This window comes from Ginsengibacter hankyongi (assembly GCF_008710285.1).
Classification (GTDB): Bacteria; Bacteroidota; Bacteroidia; order Chitinophagales; family Chitinophagaceae; genus Ginsengibacter; species Ginsengibacter hankyongi.
This window is the reverse complement of record NZ_VYQF01000001.1, coordinates 1,342,094-1,364,174: the sequence shown is the minus strand read 5'-3', so window position 1 is coordinate 1,364,174 and position 22,081 is coordinate 1,342,094. Positions and strand designations below refer to the sequence as shown.

General features: G+C 37.1%; 18 protein-coding genes and 5 tRNA genes. 21 read left to right on the top strand and 2 right to left on the bottom strand.

Going from position 1 to position 22,081, the window contains the following annotated elements; all coding sequences use genetic code 11:
• Positions 1-63 precede the first annotated feature (63 nt).
• Positions 64-558 (top strand): DUF4442 domain-containing protein, encoded by a 495-nt coding sequence (locus tag FW778_RS05640; RefSeq protein ID WP_150413622.1) that lies wholly within the window; start codon positions 64-66, stop codon positions 556-558.
• Positions 559-627: 69 nt separating this feature from the next.
• A complete protein-coding gene (locus FW778_RS05635) occupies positions 628-2,031 on the top strand; it encodes an MBL fold metallo-hydrolase RNA specificity domain-containing protein (RefSeq protein ID WP_150413621.1) in 1,404 nt (467 codons plus the stop codon).
• 8 nt (positions 2,032-2,039) lie between these two features.
• On the opposite strand, the gene FW778_RS05630 is transcribed toward FW778_RS05635, so the two are convergent.
• Positions 2,040-2,627 (bottom strand): riboflavin synthase, encoded by a 588-nt coding sequence (locus FW778_RS05630; RefSeq protein ID WP_150413620.1) that lies wholly within the window; start codon positions 2,625-2,627, stop codon positions 2,040-2,042.
• Positions 2,628-2,725: 98 nt separating this feature from the next.
• Here FW778_RS05630 and rpsU point away from each other — a divergent pair, with 98 nt between their 5' ends.
• The 11 genes from rpsU to nusG all read left to right on the top strand — a co-directional run bounded on the left by rpsU (position 2,726) and on the right by nusG (position 7,530).
• Positions 2,726-2,923, top strand: coding sequence for a 30S ribosomal protein S21 (gene rpsU / locus FW778_RS05625; protein ID WP_150413619.1), 198 nt, complete (start codon positions 2,726-2,728; stop codon positions 2,921-2,923).
• A gap of 65 nt (positions 2,924-2,988) precedes the next feature.
• A complete protein-coding gene (locus tag FW778_RS05620) occupies positions 2,989-3,891 on the top strand; it encodes a tyrosine-type recombinase/integrase (protein ID WP_150413618.1) in 903 nt (300 codons plus the stop codon).
• Between the two features lie 170 nt (positions 3,892-4,061).
• Positions 4,062-4,361: an HPF/RaiA family ribosome-associated protein gene (locus tag FW778_RS05615; RefSeq protein ID WP_150413617.1), complete on the top strand. Its 300-nt coding sequence runs from the start codon at positions 4,062-4,064 to the stop codon at positions 4,359-4,361.
• A 277-nt stretch (positions 4,362-4,638) separates the two neighbouring features.
• Positions 4,639-4,712: transfer RNA gene (locus tag FW778_RS05610), tRNA-Thr, on the top strand.
• Between the two features lie 50 nt (positions 4,713-4,762).
• Positions 4,763-4,844, top strand: a tRNA-Tyr gene (locus FW778_RS05605).
• A 74-nt stretch (positions 4,845-4,918) separates the two neighbouring features.
• Positions 4,919-4,990: transfer RNA gene (locus tag FW778_RS05600), tRNA-Thr, on the top strand.
• A 44-nt stretch (positions 4,991-5,034) separates the two neighbouring features.
• Positions 5,035-5,107, top strand: a tRNA-Gly gene (locus tag FW778_RS05595).
• Between the two features lie 76 nt (positions 5,108-5,183).
• Positions 5,184-6,371: an elongation factor Tu gene (gene tuf / locus FW778_RS05590; RefSeq protein WP_150413616.1), complete on the top strand. Its 1,188-nt coding sequence runs from the start codon at positions 5,184-5,186 to the stop codon at positions 6,369-6,371.
• Positions 6,372-6,549: 178 nt separating this feature from the next.
• Positions 6,550-6,620, top strand: a tRNA-Trp gene (locus FW778_RS05585).
• A 77-nt stretch (positions 6,621-6,697) separates the two neighbouring features.
• The gene (gene secE / locus FW778_RS05580; protein WP_150413615.1) at positions 6,698-6,892 is read left to right on the top strand and encodes a preprotein translocase subunit SecE; all 195 of its coding nucleotides are present in this window, start codon (positions 6,698-6,700) and stop codon (positions 6,890-6,892) included.
• 2 nt (positions 6,893-6,894) lie between these two features.
• Positions 6,895-7,530: a transcription termination/antitermination protein NusG gene (gene nusG, locus FW778_RS05575; RefSeq protein WP_150413614.1), complete on the top strand. Its 636-nt coding sequence runs from the start codon at positions 6,895-6,897 to the stop codon at positions 7,528-7,530.
• Positions 7,531-7,590: 60 nt separating this feature from the next.
• Here the strand turns inward: nusG and FW778_RS05570 are convergent, their stop codons facing one another.
• On the bottom strand, positions 7,591-7,962 hold the full coding sequence (locus FW778_RS05570; RefSeq protein WP_150413613.1) for a hypothetical protein: 372 nt from the start codon (positions 7,960-7,962) through the stop codon (positions 7,591-7,593).
• 222 nt (positions 7,963-8,184) lie between these two features.
• On the opposite strand from FW778_RS05570, the gene FW778_RS05565 reads away from it, so the two are divergent.
• The 8 genes from FW778_RS05565 to rpoC all read left to right on the top strand — a co-directional run bounded on the left by FW778_RS05565 (position 8,185) and on the right by rpoC (position 22,026).
• The gene (locus tag FW778_RS05565) at positions 8,185-8,529 is read left to right on the top strand and encodes a single-stranded DNA-binding protein (RefSeq protein WP_150413612.1); all 345 of its coding nucleotides are present in this window, start codon (positions 8,185-8,187) and stop codon (positions 8,527-8,529) included.
• Positions 8,530-8,613: 84 nt separating this feature from the next.
• The gene (locus tag FW778_RS05560) at positions 8,614-11,085 is read left to right on the top strand and encodes a helix-turn-helix domain-containing protein (RefSeq protein ID WP_150413611.1); all 2,472 of its coding nucleotides are present in this window, start codon (positions 8,614-8,616) and stop codon (positions 11,083-11,085) included.
• 164 nt (positions 11,086-11,249) lie between these two features.
• Positions 11,250-11,696, top strand: a complete 447-nt coding sequence (gene rplK, locus FW778_RS05555; protein ID WP_150413610.1) for a 50S ribosomal protein L11 — start codon at positions 11,250-11,252, stop codon at positions 11,694-11,696.
• A gap of 46 nt (positions 11,697-11,742) precedes the next feature.
• A complete protein-coding gene (gene rplA / locus FW778_RS05550) occupies positions 11,743-12,432 on the top strand; it encodes a 50S ribosomal protein L1 (protein ID WP_150413609.1) in 690 nt (229 codons plus the stop codon).
• Positions 12,433-12,488: 56 nt separating this feature from the next.
• On the top strand, positions 12,489-13,100 hold the full coding sequence (gene rplJ, locus FW778_RS05545) for a 50S ribosomal protein L10 (protein ID WP_150413608.1): 612 nt from the start codon (positions 12,489-12,491) through the stop codon (positions 13,098-13,100).
• A gap of 120 nt (positions 13,101-13,220) precedes the next feature.
• Positions 13,221-13,595, top strand: coding sequence for a 50S ribosomal protein L7/L12 (rplL, locus tag FW778_RS05540; protein ID WP_150413607.1), 375 nt, complete (start codon positions 13,221-13,223; stop codon positions 13,593-13,595).
• 239 nt (positions 13,596-13,834) lie between these two features.
• The gene (gene rpoB, locus FW778_RS05535; protein ID WP_150413606.1) at positions 13,835-17,644 is read left to right on the top strand and encodes a DNA-directed RNA polymerase subunit beta; all 3,810 of its coding nucleotides are present in this window, start codon (positions 13,835-13,837) and stop codon (positions 17,642-17,644) included.
• Between the two features lie 89 nt (positions 17,645-17,733).
• Positions 17,734-22,026 carry a DNA-directed RNA polymerase subunit beta' gene (rpoC, locus tag FW778_RS05530; RefSeq protein WP_150413605.1) on the top strand — a complete coding sequence of 1,431 codons (4,293 nt, stop codon included), beginning with the start codon at positions 17,734-17,736 and terminating at the stop codon, positions 22,024-22,026.
• Positions 22,027-22,081: the final 55 nt, after the last annotated feature.

The window sequence follows — 22,081 nt, the reverse complement described above, 5'->3', positions numbered from 1 at the left end:
TCCTTTAGGAGAGATCCTGTCCCGATTTTTCGGGAGGTTGGGGGTGGGGCTAAATAGACAATTATGAATTCTTCTCAACAAAGATTTTTTAAACTTGCAAATCACCCTTTCAAATTCAGGATGTATTTATTGACCCGGCTCCCTGCCGCTTTTTTTTCAGGAGTCAAAGTGAGAGAAATTAATGAAGAAAGATGTGTTACATCTGTTCCTTATAAATGGCTTACACAAAACCCATTTCATTCCACTTATTTTGCTTCGCTTGCAATGGCAGCAGAAATGAGCACTGGAACTATTGCATTGAGCAACGTGTATGAAAGAAAGCCATCGATATCAATGCTTGTAACAAAAATGGAAGCAACATATTTTAAAAAAGCGACGGGTACTATTTTTTTTACTTGTGAGCAGGGAGAAGAAATTGCATCAATAATTGACGAGGCTGTTAAAACAGGAGAAGGGAAAAGCGCAATTGCAAAATCAACCGGTAAAAATAAATTCGGAGAAATAGTCGCTGAATTTTTATTTACATGGTCTTTTAAAACAAAATCTCCTGGGAAATAAACTCTGGCAAATCATTTTGCAGTTTGATTTCTTACCTTCAATTTACATTGTTAATTTATACAACGAATTATGAAGATTGCATTTCATGGGGCAGCCCGTACCGTTACAGGATCCAAACATTTACTCACTTTAAAAAACGGCAAAAAATATTTACTTGATTGCGGAATGTTCCAGGGAATGGGAAATGAAACTGATACATTGAATCGCGATTTTGGATTTATACCTGCGGAAATAGATTACTTAATTCTATCGCATGCGCATGTGGATCACAGTGGCCTTATACCAAAGTTGGTTAAAGACGGATTTACCGGGAAAATTTTTGCAAACGATGCAACAAAAGATTTATCAGCAATTCTTATGGCTGATAGCGCCGGCATACAGGAAAATGATATAAAGTTTGAAAACAAAACACGTGCAGCACAAGGACAGCCTTATCTGCAGCCTTTATATGGAATGGAAGATGCGGTAAAAGCACTTGATTATTTTGTGATAGTAAATTATGGCCAATGGCATAGGATAGACGAAAATGTTCAATTCATGTATCTTGATGCGGGCCATATAATTGGCAGCACAACCGTTCATTTAAAAATAAATGAAAACGGGAAAGAAACACGTCTTACTTTCTCCGGCGATGTCGGAAGATACAGGGATGTTATATTAAAATCGCCCGGGGTTTTTCCGCAGGCCGATTATATTATTATGGAATCAACCTATGGAAATAAATTGCATGATGAGGTTACAGGCACAGCCGATGCACTTTTGCAATGGGTAACAAAAACATGTTTACAAAAAAAAGGGAAATTGATTATTCCTGCATTTAGTGTGGGACGTACGCAGGAAATTTTATTTTTTTTAAACCAGCTTGAAAATGAAAACAGTTTACCACCTGTAAAATATTTTGTTGACAGCCCGTTAAGCCTTGAAGCAACTGATATTATTAAAAGCTATCCTAAATATTTTAATAACCGTATTCAAAAATTATTAATGAGTGATGAGGATCCCTTTGGTTTTAAGGGATTGCATTTTATTAAAAGTGTTGAGGAAAGTAAGTCACTTAATTATTTGAATGAACCATGTGTTATTATTTCCGCAAGTGGTATGGCAGAAGCAGGAAGAGTGAAACATCATATCAGTAATAATATTGAAAATAGCCGCAATTCAATTTTACTTTCCGGTTATTGCGAACCTAATTCATTGGGAGGAAGATTAAAATTGCACCCAAAAGAAGTGGGCATTTTTGGACAAGCCCATGAGGTGCATGCAGAAATTGGAGAAATTAAAAGTATGAGTGCACATGGTGATTACCAGGATTTGAGCCAATGGCTTGCGTGCCAGGATCCAAAGCAGGTGAAGAAATTATTTCTAGTTCACGGAGATTATGATGTACAGGTAGATTTTAAAAACCGCCTGTTAGGTAAAGGTTTTACTGATGTTGAAATTCCGCAAAGGCATTGGGAAATTGGTTTAACGTAAAGGCAATATTATTGCAGAGATTGAATGCGTGCCACATATTTGCCCAACATATCAAACTCTAAATTTACAGTATCGCCTTCTTTAATATTTTTGAAGTTAGTATGTTCAAATGTGTAAGGAATTATGGCAACGGCAAAAGTATTTCGGGCAACATTAAAAGCAGTAAGGCTAACTCCATTAACACATATCGAGCCTTTCTCTATTATTAAAGCAGCTTTATTTTCATCAAAACTGAAAATAAATTCAAAGCTTCCATCAAGGTCTTTCTTCAAAATACATTTCGCGGTTCCATCTACATGCCCCTGAACAATGTGTCCATCAATACGGCCATTCATTTGCATGGCACGTTCGAGATTTATAACGTCTCCTTGTTTCCAGTTTTGCAGGTTTGTCTTTTCCAAAGTTTCCTGTATGGCGGTTACCTGGTATTTATTGTCGTTAATATCTTCTACCGTAAGACATACACCGTTATGACAAAGGCTTTCATCAATTTTTAATTGGGAAGAAATATTGCTATTAATCCAAAATGTTTTGTTCGTTCTGTCGACGGAGACGCTTTGAATTGTTCCAAGCGCTTCAATAATTCCGGTAAACATGGTTATGGTTTTTAAATGAGCTTTTCTGGCTTATGATTTCTAAATTTAAAAATTTACTTTATCTTCGCATTCCTAAAAAAAATAAAAGGAAAAATTTTATGCTCATTATTGATTCAAAAGATTGCGAAAATATTGATAAAGCGCTCAAAAAGTACAAGAAAAAATTTGAGAAAAGCCGCACATTACTGCAGCTTCGTGAGCGCCAGTCTTTTACCAAGCCTTCAGTAAAGAGGCGTGGTGAGATTTTGAAGGCAGTTTACAAACAACAAATTGCCAGCGGTAAAATAGAAGCGTAGAATATCTTAATTATATCTTCTTACGGATAGCTTAGGTTTATTAACTTTACAGCTACCGTTTTTTTATGCCTGTAACTGAAAATTATCCTATTCGGGAATTTTTGAATTATCTTACTTTTCAAAAGCGATATTCCAGGCATACCATCATTTCTTATGAGAATGACCTGGCAGGTTTTTTTGATTTTGTTGTTTTACAATATAATTCTTTGGAATTAGCCGAAATTTCTTCGTCGATAGTTCGTTCCTGGCTTGCCTCCTTAAAGGAAGATAAGATTGCCTCTAAATCTATTAACCGTAAAATATCTACTCTCAAATCATTTTTCAAGTACCAGCTTAAAATGAATAAAATCGAGGTTAACCCGGTATCCGCGATTGTTTCATTAAAAATAAGCAAACGGCTTCCTTCTTTTGTTGCACAAAAAGACCTTAAAACATTGTTTAATGATACAGAATTTCCGGATACCTGGGAAGGTAAAACAAACAGGCTTTTGCTGCTGATTTTTTATCAAACAGGTATAAGGCTTAGTGAACTTATTAATATAAAAGAATCACATATTGATAAGAGTAATGGCGCTATTAAGGTATTAGGGAAAGGTAATAAGGAAAGAATAATTCCGGTAAATAATGCATTATTAAGGGAAATTGACAGTTATAATGCCGGCAAGAATTTTTTATCCGGCGACACCCAAAAATCTTTTTTGCTTATTAATAAAAAGGGCAAAAAATTATACCCAAAATATGTATATAATGTCGTAAAAAAATGCCTCGGCGATGTTTCTACCAATGAAAGAAAAAGCCCGCATGTTCTACGACATAGTTTTGCAACGCACTTAACAAATAACGGAGCCGATATTAATGCGATAAAAGAGCTTCTCGGCCACGCAAGCCTTGCTTCTACTCAAATTTATACTCATAATTCAATTGATAAATTAAAAGAGGTGCACAAGCTGGCCCATCCTAAATCATAAATCTTTCGCGGATATAAATAATTATGAAATTTTTCTTTGAAAAATGCGTTCTGGAATGTAACTTCATTCAAACAGTTTTTATGTCTCTCCTCAAAATTGTTTATTGCTTACCACCGTCTAAATCTAATCGAAATTATATTTATTGTTCACTGTTAAAATTTATGAATTCTATGAACGTTAAAATTCAAACTCTGCATTTTGAAGCAGACACAAAATTGGTTACCTATGTGGAGAAGAAACTCTCTAAACTTGCACAATTTCACGAACGAATTACCAAGGTAGATGTTTTTTTAAAGCTGGATAATGTGGTTCACAATATTAAAGACAAGGTTGCTGAAATTAAGGTACATGTACCCAGGCACGATTTTTTTGTAAAGCATTCTTCGAAATCTTTTGAAGAAAGTTTTGATATAGCATTAGAATCGGTTATAACACAAATGAAAAGAAAAAAAGAAAAGATGGCAGCCTGAATCTAAATAAAAGGTTTTAAATGTATCCCCCGTTTCGGGGGATTTTTTTTGAACCCACAATTTTGAAATGATTTTAGTATTTCATAAAATAATTCTTAATTATTTCAGGAATAATAAGAGTTTTCTTTCCGATGAGCCAACTAGTTTACTGACAATAATTTTTATTTTTCAAAATTTTTCCATTAAACATTTTCCATTACCTTTGCCTTCCCAAAAAATAACCTATAGAGGTATGCAAATTTGGGAAGTTCATTACAAATGTGTGTTTGCTGCAATTGCCAGTGTAGCTCAGTTGGCCAGAGCAGCTGATTTGTAATCAGCTGGTCGGGGGTTCGAATCCCTCCACTGGCTCAGTTAAAATGGCAATAAGCAATTAGAAAATTGCCAGGAACCAATTGGAAGGGCAGTTACCAGAGTGGCCAAATGGGGCGGACTGTAAATCCGCTGTCTTCGACTTCGGTGGTTCGAATCCACCACTGCCCACTTTAAATATTGTTTAAGTTGTTTTTAAACAAAATAAAAAGTTATTTGAAATAGATGAGGTGGACTTCTTTCAAGCTGTTGTAGCTCAGGGGTAGAGCACTTCCTTGGTAAGGAAGAGGTCGTGAGTTCAATTCTCATCAACAGCTCAGAATTATTGGAAATAGTTTTTAATAATAAACTAGAATAATAAGCGGAAGTAGCTCAATTGGTAGAGCGATAGCCTTCCAAGCTATAGGTCGCGAGTTCGAGACTCGTCTTCCGCTCAATAAGAATTGCTGCATAAATGTATTATAGGGCGGCAAAAGAAACATTTTTAAAACAAAAATTAAAACAAACACAATGGCAAAAGAGAATTTTAAAAGGGATAAACCCCACGTTAACGTTGGTACTATCGGTCACGTGGATCATGGTAAAACAACGCTAACAGCCGCTATAACCGATATTTTGTCTAAAAAAGGTTTAGCGGAAAAAAGAAATTATGATGATATTGATGGTGCTCCTGAAGAAAAAGAAAGGGGTATTACAATTAATACTGCTCACGTTGAATACGCGACTGCAAATCGTCACTATGCACACGTAGATTGCCCAGGTCACGCGGATTATGTAAAGAATATGATTACAGGTGCGGCCCAGATGGATGGCGCCATTTTAGTGGTTGCCGCTACTGATGGCCCTATGCCACAAACAAGAGAGCATATCCTGTTGGCCCGCCAGGTAGGTGTGCCACGTATGGTAGTTTTCATGAACAAAGTTGATTTGGTAGATGATCCTGAATTGATCGAATTAGTTGAAATGGAAATTCGTGAACTGTTAACTAAAAACGGTTTCGACGGTGATAATACTCCTATTATTAAAGGTTCTGCAACAGGAGCTTTGGCGGGTGACGCAAAATGGGTTAAGGCTATTGACGATTTAATGGATGCAGTTGATTCATACATTCCGTTACCTCCCCGCCCTGTTGACCAGCCATTCCTTATGAGCGTTGAAGACGTATTTTCAATTACCGGTCGTGGAACTGTTGCTACAGGTCGTATTGAAAGAGGTCGCATTAAAGTAGGAGAAGGAGTTGAAATCGTAGGTTTAATGGAAAAGCCATTAACTTCTACAGTTACGGGTGTTGAAATGTTTAAAAAATTATTGGACGAAGGCGAAGCTGGTGATAATGCAGGTTTGTTATTACGTGGTATTGAAAAAACCCAGATCCGTCGTGGTATGGTACTCTGCAAACCAGGTTCAATAACTCCGCATACAGAATTCAAAGGAGAAGTTTATGTATTAAGCAAAGAAGAAGGCGGACGTCACACTCCATTCTTCCAGAAATATCGCCCCCAGTTCTATTTCAGAACAACTGACGTTACGGGTGAAGTTGAATTACCAGCAGGAACTGAAATGGTAATGCCTGGTGATAATACAAGCCTTACCGTTAAGTTAATTGCTCCTATTGCAATGGAAAAAGGTTTGAAATTTGCAATTCGTGAAGGTGGCCGTACGGTAGGTGCAGGGCAGGTTACTGAGATACTGAAATAATTGCTCACCTAAATCCTCCCGACGGGAGGACTTTGTGGAAGCTTTTAATATCTTTGCAAAGTACTTAGGCGGCATGCTTAAGTACTTTGTTTTTTAAAAAGTTTTATAATTACAACTTCACACTTCATTATTTGAATTTGGGAAGTTTAAGTTCTTAAGCCCCTTTATGGGCGGGTATACGGGCATAGTTCAACGGTAGAATAGAGGTCTCCAAAACCTTTGATCAGGGTTCGAATCCTTGTGCCCGTGCAATGAATGCGGGATTTGAAATTTATTGGTAACAATTTTCAAATTGCGTTATATTCAAATTTTCAAATTGTTTTTTTATGAATAAAATATCATTATACATCAGGGATTCTTATAAAGAAATGATGCAAAAGGTAACGTGGCCAACCTGGGAGGAACTACAACAATCTACTATGATTGTTTTGGCTGCCACTGTTATTATAACCGCACTTGTGGCATTAATGGACTTTGCGTCGAATGGGGTTTTGAAATTTGTTTATTCTTTATTTAAGTAATTATGACAGAAACTAATAATATCGAACAGGAAACCACAACTGATGAAAGCGGGGAAATAAAATCTGCTGCTCCCGAAAAGGAAACCAAGTGGTATGTTCTAAGAGTGGTAAGCGGTAAAGAAAGAAAGGTAAAAGAATATCTCGATAAAGACATTATAAGAAACGGATGGGATAAATTAATTCTCCAGGTTTTTTTACCCGTTGAAAAGGTTTATAAAGTGCAGAATGGCAAAAAGGTAATGCGGGAGCGTAACTTTTATCCTGGTTATGTAATGATAGAGGTTGTTGATGGAAAGCTTACCGATGAAATTGTTCAGCATCTAAGCAACATCAGTAATGTAATGCATTTTTTAACAGATGGCAAAGGCTCCAAAGGAAATATTATCAGTCTTCGAAAAGCTGAAGTGAACAAGATGTTGGGTAAGGTTGATGAAATGGCCGATGCAGGCGGAATGACCATGAGTGAACCATTTATCGTAGGCGAAACTATTAAAATTATTGATGGACCGTTTAATGATTTTAATGGAGTAATTGAGGAAGTAACGGATGAAAAGAAAAAGTTGAAAGTACAGGTTAAGATCTTCGGCCGTGCTACTCCTGTCGAATTAAATTATATGCAGGTAGAAAAAATTTCTTAAAAATATTTTTTATAATACTAACCCGTCTCAAACCTGAGATGGGTTTTTTGTTTCCAAAAATTATTCTTCTTTTCGCTTCACTAATAAATACCAGTCATTTTCCAAAGGAAGATATCCCAAATCATAACAAAAAAAATAAACATTCCCCTTTTTATTGGTATAGGTGTTTGTAATGTATTTAAACTGAAATCCTTTTTCCAGCAACTTATCTTTGGTTGTTTTAGTCATATCTTCTTTACCGAAAAAATTTTCCAGGATTCGCCTGTTCTTACCTAACGCGTTATTGATGTTTCTTATAAGATTGGTTGTGCCGGATTTTAATTGATTGTTATAATTGTTCCGACAATAATCATCGCAGAATTTTTTATCGGTTCTTCCTTTAACTGGTTTCGCGCAGGTTAAACAAAGTTTTATTTTTGTTTCTGACGTCATAAAAGTTAGTTTGATTTACAGAGTAAGATACAATAACTATTTTTCATGTACAAGCGTTTACAAACGGTTATATCCAACTATAAACGATTAAAATACGAGTAACGCTTTTTGAGGATTGCATCTTTGTGATGTTGATGAAACAAAATGAATTTGGATCGTCAACTGAAATAAAAAATTTAAAAACAAGTTCATCTAAAAATGATGAGCACAAAACTCAAAGTCATGAATGCTTTAAAAAACAAAGTTCAATTAATTGGAAATTTAGGTAATGCACCTGAAGTACGTAACACAGAAAGTGGTAAAAAGCTTGCACGCTTTTCTATTGCAACCAGCGAAACTTATCGCAATGCGAAAGGTGAAAAAGTAAAAGAAACACAATGGCACAATTTAATTGCCTGGGGCAAAGTGGCGGATATTGCTGAAAAATATTTAACGAAAGGAACAGAAGTTGTCATCGAAGGAAAATTGATGAACAACAACTACACCGATAAAGACGGTAACAAAAAATACAGTACCGAAATTCAGGTCCATGAATTATTATTGTTAGGAAGTAAAGCATCTGCTTAACCATTTGGCCACGGATTACAAATTCTTTTTAAATAAGTTTGTATAATCCGTGGCTATTTTATTAAATCAAATGACCGGAAGGCAATGCAAAATATTAATTCAATAGAACGTAATGAGGTGTTTGATCTTGCTTACAGGTTTGTAACCGAAACAAGCGAAAATATTTTTCTTACAGGCAAAGCCGGTACAGGTAAAACAACTTTTCTGAAATATCTGAAGGAGAACTGCGCTAAAAATATTATCGTCGCGGCGCCCACAGGAGTTGCTGCTATTAATGCTGGTGGCGTCACGTTACATAGTTTATTTCAATTGCCTTTTCATCCTTTTTTGCCAACAAAAAATAATAACGATGAGTTGCTGGCAAAAATCAGGTTTAATAAACAACGGCAACAATTGCTTCGCAAAATGGAATTGCTGGTTATTGATGAAATAAGTATGGTCCGTTGCGATACTATGGATGCAATAGATACAATTTTAAAATCGGTTCGAAGAAATTATAGCACTCCTTTTGGCGGCGTACAATTATTATGTATTGGCGATCTGTTTCAATTGCCGCCCGTAGCGCAGCGCCACGAATGGAGTATTTTGCAGGAATATTATCCATCGCCATTTTTCTTTGATAGCATTGTTGCTAGGGAGCAAATGCCGTTGCTTATTGAGTTGAATAAAATTTACAGGCAAAAAGAAGATTCATTTGTTGCTTTGCTCAATAAAGTCCGCAACAACAATATGAGCGGTGATGATTTCGAGGATTTGCATCTTCGATATAATCCTGCATTCAGGCCAGCGATTGAAGAAAAATATATAACCCTTACTTCTCATAATAACCAGGCAGATCAAATTAATGCCCGTGAACTGCAAAAGTTATTACCTCCATCTTATAAGTATGAAGCAATTATTGAAGGTGACTTTCCTGAAAATAATTATCCTGCTGATGGTTCGCTTGTTTTAAAACTTGGCGCACAGGTAATGTTCTTAAAAAATGATGTAATCAGTAAACGATATTTTAATGGGAAAATAGGCATTGTAAAATCTTTGGATGATGAGGAAATAATTGTTGAATGCGATGGAGCAGATATTTCTGTATCAATGGAAACCTGGGAAAATTCACGTTATGTTTTAGATAGGATCGATGGAAAATTACAGCAGGAAACTTTAGGGACATTTACTCAATTTCCTTTGAGGCTTGCATGGGCAATTACCATTCACAAAAGCCAGGGACTTACATTTGAAAAGGTTATGATTGACGCTGGTGCAGCTTTCAGCAGTGGCCAGGTGTATGTTGCCTTAAGCCGATGTACCAATCTTGATGGTATTGTTCTCCTGTCAAAAATTCCTGCTGAAGCTATTTATAGTAATGATAATGTTACAAAGGGACATCAGGCCTTAACTCACAAAGGTTCATTGGCGGATCGATTTGCCGGGGCAAGGCAAATTTATACGCAACAATTATTGGAAGAGATCTTCTCTTTTAATGAAATATCAACTGTTGCTGATGCTTTATCTTATCAAATCAAAGAGCATTCAGATAAACTAAATCAAGAAGGAATTGAATGGATAGCAAATTTTAAAAATGATTTTTTAGCTGATAAGAAGATTGGTTTAAAATTTGTCAGCCAGGTGTCAACATTAATGAAAGATGAACCTGTAATAGAAAATAATGAAATGCTGCAAAAAAGGATCAATGCTGCAGCAAATCATTTTGAACAAAAAATTGCTGGTTACCAGCAGTCACTCAAAAACCATCCTTTAATTACCGAACACCGGGAAGTTGCAAATATTATCAATGAATATATGAATCAATTGGCGTTGAGTTTATATAGCACCAATTACTTTTTGCAATATTGTAAACAACCTTTTTCTGTTACATCGTTTTTACAACATAAATTAAAGTTTGCCCAGCCAGCATTTAGATTATCAATTTATGCAAGCGGCAAAAAGCAATCTTTTACAGATGTTCCAAATGTTGAATTGTATGAGATGCTGAAACAGTGGCGAGATGAGATTTGTGATAAATCAGGAATGCCTATTTACATGATTGCCAACCGGGCTACGTTAACGGAAATTGCAACCTATCTTCCTCTAACTAAAAAAGATTTATTACAGATAAGTGGCTTTGGGAAAGCAAAAGTTGATAAGTACGGCGATGATGTTTTGCAATTAGTTCAGGAATATTGTTCTGCAAACAATATAGAAACTAACATAGTTGCCAAAGAGGCTAATCCAAAAAGAGAACGAAAAGAAAAAAATAATGAAGTAAAGACGGATACCAAAACACTATCTTATAATTTATTTAAAGAAGGAAAAACTGTTGCTGAAATTGCTAAAGAAAGAAATTTTACTGTAAGCACTATCGAGGGCCACCTGGGGTGGTTTGTAGGAAATGGCGATATTGATATAAATGAATTGGTGTCTTTGGAAAAACAACTCCTGATAAAAGCAGCTGCTAAAACTTATGGCAACTCCAGCCACAAAATTCTAAAAGATAATTTACCTGAGAATATTACGTATAGTGAAATAAGGTTAGTTATGGCTGTGGAGAAAGTAAATTCCTGAATATTTGTTTCTTAATAATCAATCAAAAAACTTCTTGCAGTAATAAATTATTTTTGTACCTTCGCCCTCCCAAAAAAAGTTCTTTAGTAGAAATCATTCATTGGGAGTCCTGAAATGCTGCGCTTGTCGAAGTATCGAAGGACGCTAACACCAAAAAATTAAATATGGCAAAAGAAATTACGGCCTATGTCAAGCTCCAATGTAAAGGAGGACAAGCCAATCCTGCACCGCCAATAGGCCCTGCTCTAGGTTCAAAAGGTATTAATATCATGGAATTTTGCAAACAGTTCAATGCAAGAACCCAGGATAAACAAGGGAAAATCCTTCCCGTTCTCATTACAGTTTACGGAGATAAATCATTTGATTTTATTATAAAAACTCCTCCCGCTGCAGTACAATTAAAAGATGCCGCTAAAATTCAAAGTGGCAGCAAAGAACCCAATCGTAATAAAGTAGGTAAAGTATCCTGGGCACAGGTGGAAGAAATTGCCAAAGATAAAATGGCAGATCTTAACGCCTTCACTTTGGATAGTGCCATGAAAATGGTTGCCGGTACTGCCCGCAGTATGGGATTAACTGTTGATGGAACCGCTCCATGGGAAAAAAATTAATTGTACTGGATTTGCATTCACGCAGATTTTATAAACTTTTGAAAAAATGATTACTAAAAAAAGAAAAGAAGCCAACGCTAAAGTTGATCAAAATAAAACTTACTCGCTTAAGGAAGCTTCATCACTTATAAAAGATATTAATACAACCAAATTCGACAGCTCTGTTGATCTTCACATTCGTTTAGGGGTTGATCCTAAAAAAGCAGACCAGGCTGTACGTGGCACAGTTTCGCTTCCGCACGGAACTGGAAAAACAAAGAAGGTACTGGTGCTTTGCACTCCTGATAAAGAACAAGCTGCAAAAGACGCCGGTGCTGATTTTGTTGGCCTGGATGAATTCATAACAAAAATTGAAGGCGGCTGGACAGATGTAGATGTAATTATTGCAACTCCTTCGGTAATGCCGAAAATTGGTAGGCTGGGTAAAGTATTAGGACCAAGAAACCTGATGCCCAATCCTAAAACAGGAACAGTAACTAATGACGTCGTAGCAGCAATTAGTGATGTGAAAGGCGGTAAAATTGCTTTTAAAGTAGATAAAGTAGGAATTGTTCACGCGTCAATTGGAAGAGTAAGTTTTTCTCCCGATAAAATTGAAGCCAACAGCCAGGAACTTATTAATGCTATCATTAAATTAAAACCATCAACCTCAAAAGGCATTTATTTGAAAAGCCTTAGCATGGCAAGCACGATGAGCCCGGGCATTACTATTGATGCAAAATCTGTTCAGAATTAATAAAATTTATTTGCTTCGGTTGTAAGTTAACAAGCCAAAGCAGCAAAACACATTGTATGAATAAAGAACAAAAGCAGGAAGTGATTGAAACTTTGAAAAATAAATTTTCTCAGTATTCTAACTTCTATATAACCGATACAGAAAACCTTAGTGTTGCACAAGTTACCAATCTTCGTCGCCATTGTTTTGATAAACAAGTGGAAATGAAAGTGGCAAAAAACACACTCATTAAAAAGGCGCTGGAAAGTCTTGATAATGATAAATATTCGGGTGTGTACGATTCATTACACCAGGTAACTGCCTTAATGTTTAGCGAAAGTCCTAAAGATCCTGCACTTATTATCAGTAGTTTCCGTAAACAAATAAACGGTGAAAAACCCGTATTAAAAGCAGCATTTTTAAATGGTGATATTTTCGTAGGAGACAATCAACTGGTTGCCCTTACCAAAATCAAGACAAAAAATGAACTGATTGGTGAAGTAATTGGGTTATTAATGTCGCCTATACAAAGAGTAATAGGTGCGTTACAAAACAGGCCTGAAACAAATGAGAACAGCGAACCTAAAGCCGAAGCTACCGAAGTAAAAGCGGAAGCGGCTCCAACTGAAGCAAAAACAGAAGTTAATCAACCGGAAACTGAAGGAACAGAACCTAAAGCGGAAGCTTAATTATAATGTGTATTATTAGCAATTAGCTAAATTATTAATAAACAATTTTTTTAAAAAACCCTCCGACGGACCCTGATTATTATCAGGGAAAGAAGCCGGAAAAAATAAAATCAAAAAACAATGGCAGACGTAAAAGCATTAGCTGAAAATTTAGTAAGCTTAACGGTAAAAGAAGTTCAGGAATTAGCTGAATTCTTAAAATCAGAATATGGAATTGAACCAGCAGCAGCAACAGTAGTTGCGAGTGCAGATGCAGGTGCCGGAGCAGCTGCAGTTGAAGAAAAAACATCTTTCAATGTGATTCTTAAAGCCCCGGGTGCTAATAAATTGGGTATTGTAAAAATCGTAAAAGAACTTACAGGCCTTGGTCTTAAGGAAGCGAAAGACCTTGTTGATGGCGCGCCCAAGGCCGTTAAGGAAGGTGTTGATAAAGCAACTTCAGAAGAAATTAAAAATAAGCTTACTGAGGCCGGCGCTGACGTTGAAATACAATAATATTTGTATTAAATAATTTGCAGAGGCCGGGGATTTTCTTCGGCCTTTGCTTACTTGAAGCATTTTTGTTTAAATTGTCTTACTGTAAAAATTCCCTAAAATATTCTTAGGGGAAGTTACTTTTAAGATATTTGAATAATTATGCTTACTTTTGCACTCCTTTATTTTCGGGTAACTGACAAAATACCTGTAATTACCCTTGTAAAGGTGCTCTCACTTTAAAATATTTTAACTAAAATATGGCTCCAACTAAAGTAGCTCCAGATCAAAGAATCAGTTTTGGAAAAATTGAACATTTGGCGGAAACCCCTGATCTATTGGGGATACAGATACAATCTTTTAAAGACTTTTTCCAGTTAGAAACCACACCCGATAAACGTAATGTTGAGGGTTTGTTTCGTGTGTTTAAGGAAAATTTTCCTATTACCGACACGCGAAATATTTTCATGCTGGAATTCCTGGATTATTTTGTAGATCCTCCACGTTACACAATCGAAGAATGTATTGAAAGAGGCCTTACTTATGCAGTACCTCTGAAAGCCAAACTTCGCCTCAGCTGTAATGATGAAGAACATGTGGATTTCCAGACAATTGTTCAGGACGTATTTCTTGGGAATATACCTTACATGACTCCCCGCGGTACTTTTGTAATTAACGGTGCAGAAAGGGTTGTCGTAAGCCAGTTACATCGCTCACCAGGTGTATTTTTTGGTCAATCAGTTCATCCGAACGGTACTAAAATATATTCTGCCAGGGTTATTCCTTTTAAAGGCGCCTGGATGGAATTTGCTACAGACATTAATAATGTGATGTATGCTTATATTGACCGTAAGAAAAAATTCCCGGTTACAACTTTATTGCGTTCTATAGGTTACGAAACTGATAAAGACATACTGGAACTTTTCGGAATGGCTGAGGAAGTGAAAGCTGATAAAAAAACATTGCATGCTAATGTCGGAAAACGTTTGGCAGCAAGAGTACTTCGTACATGGGTTGAAGATTTTGTGGATGAAGATACCGGCGAAGTTGTGAGTCTTGAAAGAAACGAAATTGTCCTGGAAAGAGATACAATTTTGGATGATGATAATATTGCAATGATTCTGGAGCTTGAGGTGAAGAGCGTTTTCATTCAGAAAGAAGAAGTAAGTGGTGATTACGCAATTATTTATAATACATTAAATAAGGATACATCCAATAGTGAGATTGAAGCGGTGCAGCACATTTACCGCCAGTTACGCGGTGCAGATGCACCGGATGATGAAACTGCCCGTGGCATTATTGATAAATTATTTTTTAGTGATAAACGTTATGATTTAGGTGAAGTAGGTCGTTATAAAATCAACCGTAAGCTTGGTTTAAATTATCCAATTGAGAAAAAAGTTTTAACTAAGGAAGATATTATTGCGATAATAAAATATCTCGTTTTGCTTACTAATGCAAAAAGTGAAATTGATGATATTGATCATTTAAGTAATCGCCGTGTACGCACCGTGGGTGAGCAGTTATATGCTCAGTTTGGCGTTGGTCTTGCCCGTATGGCACGTACCATTCGTGAAAGAATGAACGTAAGAGATAATGAAGTATTTACCCCGGTTGATTTGATCAATGCAAGAACTTTATCATCGGTTATCAATTCATTTTTTGGAACGTCTCAATTATCACAATTTCTTGACCAGACGAATCCGTTAAGTGAAATCACACATAAACGTCGTATTTCAGCACTCGGACCTGGTGGTTTAAGCAGGGAGCGTGCAGGATTCGAAGTACGTGACGTGCACTATTCACATTATGGACGTCTTTGTACAATTGAAACTCCTGAAGGACCAAACATTGGTTTGATATCTACACTTTGCGTTCATGCAAAAATTAACGAGATGGGTTTCATTGAAACTCCCTATCGTAAAGTACATGATGGCCATGTAGATATGAAGAAAGTATATTTCTTAAGTGCTGAAGAAGAAGATACCGCAAAAATTGCACAGGCAAACGCGCCGCTTGATGAAAAATCCAATTTTCTATTTGATAAAGTGAAATCACGGGAAACCGGTGATTTCCCTATTCTTGATAAAAATGAAGTTGAATATATGGACGTGGCGCCCAACCAGATTGTTGGATTGAGCGCTTCATTAATTCCTTTCCTTGAGCATGATGATGCCAACAGAGCATTGATGGGTTCAAACATGCAACGCCAGGCTGTTCCATTGATTCTTCCGCAGGTACCTATTGTGGGTACCGGCCTTGAAGGAAAAGCGGCCAGGGACGCGAGGATTCAGATACATGCTGATGGGGATGGCGTTGTTGAATACGTTGACGCAAATGAAATCCATGTTAGATATAACAGGAACCAGGCACAGAAATTAGTAAGTTTTGAAGAGGATCTTATTGTTTACAGGCTTACTAAGTTTATAAAAACCAATCAAAGTACTTGCATTAATCTTCGTCCTGCTGTAAAGAAAGGCCAAACTGTAAAATCAGGCGATTTCTTAACCGAAGGATATGCTACAAAAGATGGTGAATTAGCGCTTGGGCGTAATTTAAAAGTGGCATTCATGCCATGGAAAGGTTACAACTTCGAGGATGCTATTGTTATCAGCGAGAAAGTGGTAAAAGAAGATTTGTTTACTTCAATACATATAGACGAGTTTGAACTTGAAGTAAGAGATACAAAATTGGGTGAAGAAGAATTAACTCCTGATATTCCTAACGTAAGTGAAGAAGCTACAAAAGACCTGGATCAGCATGGTGTAATAAGAATCGGTGCACAGGTTAAAGAAGGAGATATTCTTATCGGAAAAATTACTCCTAAAGGCGAAAGCGATCCAACACCGGAAGAAAAATTATTAAGGGCAATCTTTGGCGATAAGGCCGGAGATGCAAAGGATGCTTCATTAAAAGCACCAAGTGGAACGGAAGGTGTTGTAATCGATAAGAAATTATTCCAGCGTGCAAAGAAAGATAAGAACGGTAAAGTAAAAGAAAAGGCTTCTCTTGAAAAGATTGATAAGACGCATGAGAAAAACGAAGCCGATCAATTAGAATTACTCATCAGCAAGCTTTTGGTTTTGTTGAAAGATAAAACTTCAGCGGGCGTAAGTAATAATTTTGGAGAGATGCTTATTGGCAAAGGTTCCAAATTCACACCAAAAAATCTTTCTAATATTGATTATCAGAATGTAAATCCTCTCGGATGGACTGGTGAAGCAAAAACAGATGATCATATCAATACTTTGTTGCACAATTATAATATTAAGTATAACGAAGAATTAGGAAGGTACAAGAGAGAGAAATTTAATATTTCAATTGGTGATGAATTACCAGCTGGCGTATTAAAGCTTGCGAAAGTTTATCTCGCTGTTAAACGTAAGTTGAAAGTGGGTGATAAAATGGCGGGCCGCCATGGTAATAAAGGTATTGTTGCAAAAATTGTTCGCCAGGAAGATATGCCTTTCCTTGAGGACGGAACTCCCGTGGATATAGTATTAAATCCGTTAGGTGTACCAAGTCGTATGAACCTCGGGCAGATCTATGAAACTGTTCTTGGATGGGCTGGTGAAAAATTAGATAAGAGATACGCAACTCCGATTTTTGACGGTGCTTCCGTTGCAGAAATTGCAGAGCAGATTGAAAAAGCAAACCTGCCAACATTTGGACATACTTATTTATATGATGGTGAAACCGGCGATCGTTTCGATCAGAAAGCGACTGTGGGCATCATCTACATTATTAAGTTACACCACATGGTTGACGATAAAATGCATGCACGTTCAATCGGGCCGTACAGTTTAATTACTCAGCAACCTCTGGGTGGTAAAGCACAGTTTGGTGGTCAGCGTTTTGGTGAAATGGAAGTATGGGCATTGGAAGCTTACGGTGCATCAAACATCTTGCAGGAATTACTGACATTGAAATCTGATGATATTATTGGAAGAGCCAAGACTTATGAGGCTATTGTGAAAGGTGATAATATTCCAAGACCCGGCGTTCCTGAATCATTCAACGTATTGGTTCATGAATTAAGAGGTTTGGGATTGGATTTACAATTCGAATAATTCCTTTAGCAGAGATATTGGAAGATCAGAAAAAAATAAATTAAAAAGCTCAAGATCCTCATTTGGATTTGGGGTAAATAAAATAAAATATGATAAGAAAAGAAAATCGTCCACGTCCAACGTTTTCTCAAATTACAATTGGCCTTACTTCTCCTGATTCTATTTTAGAAAGAAGCTACGGTGAAGTATTAAAGCCTGAAACAATTAACTACCGTACTTACAAACCTGAAAGAGATGGTTTGTTTTGCGAAAGAATTTTCGGGCCGGTAAAAGATTATGAATGCGCCTGCGGAAAGTATAAGCGTATCCGTTATAAAGGTATTGTGTGCGACCGCTGTGGTGTTGAAGTTACAGAAAAGAAAGTGCGCCGCGAAAGAATGGGACACATTAAATTGGTGGTTCCTGTTGTTCATATCTGGTATTTTAAATCGCTGCCAAATAAAATTGGTTACCTGCTCGGCATGAGTTCTAAGAAATTAGAAACGATTGTTTACTATGAAAGATTTGTGGTAATACAATCAGGTATCCGTGCAGATAAAGGCCAGAACTATGGCGATCTTTTAACTGAAGAAGAGTACCTGGATATTTTGGATACCCTTCCAAAAGACAACCAGCATTTGCCTGATGAAGACCCTGATAAGTTTATAGCTAAGATGGGTGCAGAAGCGGTTCACGATATGTTACAGAGAATCGATCTCGATCAATTGTCTTTCGATCTTCGTAACGCTGCGGCCAACGAAACATCACAACAACGTAAAGCAGATGCTTTAAAGCGTCTAAGCGTGGTAGAGAGTTTCCGTGATGCTAATACAAGAATCAATAACCGTCCTGAATGGATGGTGATGCAATACATACCGGTTATTCCGCCTGAACTGCGTCCACTGGTACCGTTAGATGGTGGCCGTTTTGCTTCATCTGATTTAAATGATTTATACCGACGTGTTATTATCCGTAACAACCGTTTAAAAAGATTATTGGAAATTAAAGCTCCTGAAGTAATTCTTCGTAATGAAAAAAGGATGTTGCAGGAAGCTATTGATTCATTATTTGATAACTCAAGAAAATCTAATGCTGTAAAAGCAGAAGGCGGACGTGCGTTAAAATCGTTGAGTGATGTTCTAAAAGGTAAACAGGGACGTTTCCGTCAGAACCTGTTAGGAAAGCGTGTTGATTACTCAGGTCGTTCTGTAATTGTGGTAGGGCCTGAATTAAAAATGCATGAATGCGGTTTGCCAAAAGATATGGCTGCTGAATTATTCAAGCCATTTATCATTCGCAAATTAATTGAAAGAGGAATTGTAAAAACTGTAAAGAGTGCCCGTAAGTTGGTTGATAAAAAAGAAGCCATTATTTGGGATATTCTTGAGAATATATTAAAAGGACACCCTGTTATGTTGAACAGGGCTCCAACATTGCACCGCCTATCAATCCAGGCTTTCCAGCCAAAGTTGATCGAAGGAAAAGCAATTCAGTTACATCCATTGGTTACTACCGCATTCAACGCGGATTTCGATGGTGACCAGATGGCTGTTCACGTTCCTTTAAGCAACGCTGCAATTTTAGAAGCTCAGATGTTGATGCTTTCTTCACATAATATATTAAATCCTCAAAACGGAACACCGATTACCCTTCCGTCACAGGATATGGTTCTTGGATTATATTATATTACGAAAGCAAAGAAGTCTACCAAAGACCAGGTGGTAAGAGGCGAAGGAAAATCATACTATTCTCCTGAAGAAGTAATTATCGCTTATAACGAACAGAAAATTGATCTGCATGCAACCATCAAAGTGAAAGTTGATATTCGCAATGATGATGGAACATTTCAAAATAAATTAATTGATACAACTGTTGGCCGTGTAATATTTAATCAGCATGTTCCCAAAGGCGCTGGTTATGTAAATGCTTTGCTTACTAAAAAAGCATTACGTGAAATTATTGGTGATATTATTAAATGGACTAACATTCCGGCCACTGCAAAATTCCTGGATGATATAAAGCAGCTTGGTTTCCGTATGGCTTTTAGGGGTGGATTGTCGTTTAATATTAATGATCTTATTATTCCTGACACTAAACAGGAAATGATTGATAATGCAACAGGCGAGGTTGATGAAGTTTGGGATAACTATAATGCCGGGCTTATCACCAATAATGAAAGATATAACGGTATCATTGATATCTGGAGCAGGGTAGATACACGTCTGACTGAAACGCTTATACGCGAATTGGCCGCAGATAAACAGGGTTTCAATTCTGTTTACATGATGCTTGATTCCGGTGCAAGGGGTTCCAAGCAGCAAATTAAGCAGTTGGCTGGTATCAGGGGTTTAATGGCAAAGCCACGAAAATCAGGTAGTACCGGAAGTGAAATTATTGAAAACCCTATCCTTTCTAATTTTAAGGATGGGTTGAATGTATTGGAATATTTTATTTCTACACACGGTGCTCGTAAAGGTCTTGCAGATACAGCATTGAAAACTGCTGATGCAGGTTACTTAACAAGGAGGCTTGTGGACGTTGCACAGGACGTGGTAATAAACGAAGAGGACTGCGGAACATTAAGGGGAATTGCTACTACGGCGCTAAAAGATAATGAAGATATTATTGAACCGTTGTATGATAGAATATTGGGAAGAACTTCTTTACATAATGTTTATAACCCGGTTAATGACGATTTGATTGTAGAAGCCGGTGGTATAATAACTGAGGAAATTGCACATGCCATTGATGAAGCAGGTGTTGAAAATGTGGAAATACGTTCTGTACTTACATGCGAAAGCCGTCGTGGAGTTTGCGTTAAATGTTATGGCAAAAACCTTGCTTCAGGTTATACTGCTCAAAAAGGAGATGCAGTTGGTATCATTGCAGCGCAATCAATTGGTGAGCCGGGAACACAGCTTACTTTGCGTACATTCCACGTGGGTGGTGTTGCAGGTTCTGCATCTGTTGAATCTACGTTGAACGCTAAATTTGACGGCACGATTCAGTTTGATGGATTGCGTACAGTCGATGCCGTTAGTAACTCAGGCGAAAAAACAAAAGTGGTTATTGGCCGCACAGGTGAAGTAAGGATTATGGATGTTAAGAACGATCGTCTCCTTATTACCAATAACGTTCCTTATGGGGCAACACTTAATGTAAAAGACGGACAGAAAATTACAAAAGGAGAAGTTATTTGTACATGGGATCCGTTCAATAATGTTATTGTTTCTGAAATTGATGGTAATATCAAGTTTGAACATATTGTGGATGGCATCACTTACCGTGAAGAAGCTGATGAACAAACAGGGCATAGGGAAAAAGTTGTTATTGAAACTAAAGATAAAGCCCGTATTCCTTCATTAATTGTTGAAGGTAAAAAGGAATCCAAATCATATAATTTACCAGTTGGTTCGCACATCATAATGGATGAAGGCGAAGAGGTAAGAGCTGGCCAGGTAGTGGTAAAAATTCCAAGGGTATTAGGAAAGTTAAGAGATATAACAGGAGGTTTGCCACGTGTAACTGAATTGTTTGAAGCAAGAAATCCGGGTAACCCTGCAGTTGTTTCTGAAATTGACGGTGTGGTGTCTTTTGGAAATATTAAGCGTGGTAACAGGGAAATTATCGTGGAAGCAAAAGACGGAGTGGTGAAGAAATACCTTGTACCTCTTACCCGCCAGATTTTGGCGCAGGATGGTGACTTTATAAAAGCCGGTGTTGCTTTATCTGATGGACAAATTGCCCCTGCTGATATTCTTTCAATTAAAGGCCCGTTCGCGGTTCAGGAATACGTGGTAAATGAGATACAGGAAGTGTATCGTTTGCAAGGTGTAAAAATCAATGATAAACATATTGAAGTGATCGTTCGCCAGATGATGCGTAAGGTAACTATTGAAGATGCTGGTGACACTAAATTCCTCGAAGGAGATACCGAAGACAGGTACGATTTTAATACAGAGAATGATTGGATCTTCGACAAGAAGGTTGTAACCGAATCCGGTGATAGCACTAAAATGCGTCCTGGTAAAATTGTTACACTTCGTGAAATAAGAGAAGAAAATTCTATTCTTCGCCGTGCCGATAAGAAAACGGTTGAGTATCGTGATGCAAGACCTGCAACTTCTTCTCCATTATTATTGGGAATTACAAAAGCTTCATTGGGCACACAAAGCTGGATATCTGCAGCATCGTTCCAGGAAACAACTAAAGTATTGTCTTCTGCTGCCATACAAGGTAAAACAGATACGATGCTTGGCCTGAAAGAAAATGTAATTACCGGCCATCCAATACCTGCAGGAACAGGATTGAGAGAGTTTGAAAATATGATCGTGGGTAGCAAAGAAGAATATGAACTATTAATGACTACAAAAGAAGCAATGGCTTTTGATGAAGAAGAATAGAAATGATATTTAGATGAATAATATTAAAAAAGAGTAGGAGAAATCTTACTCTTTT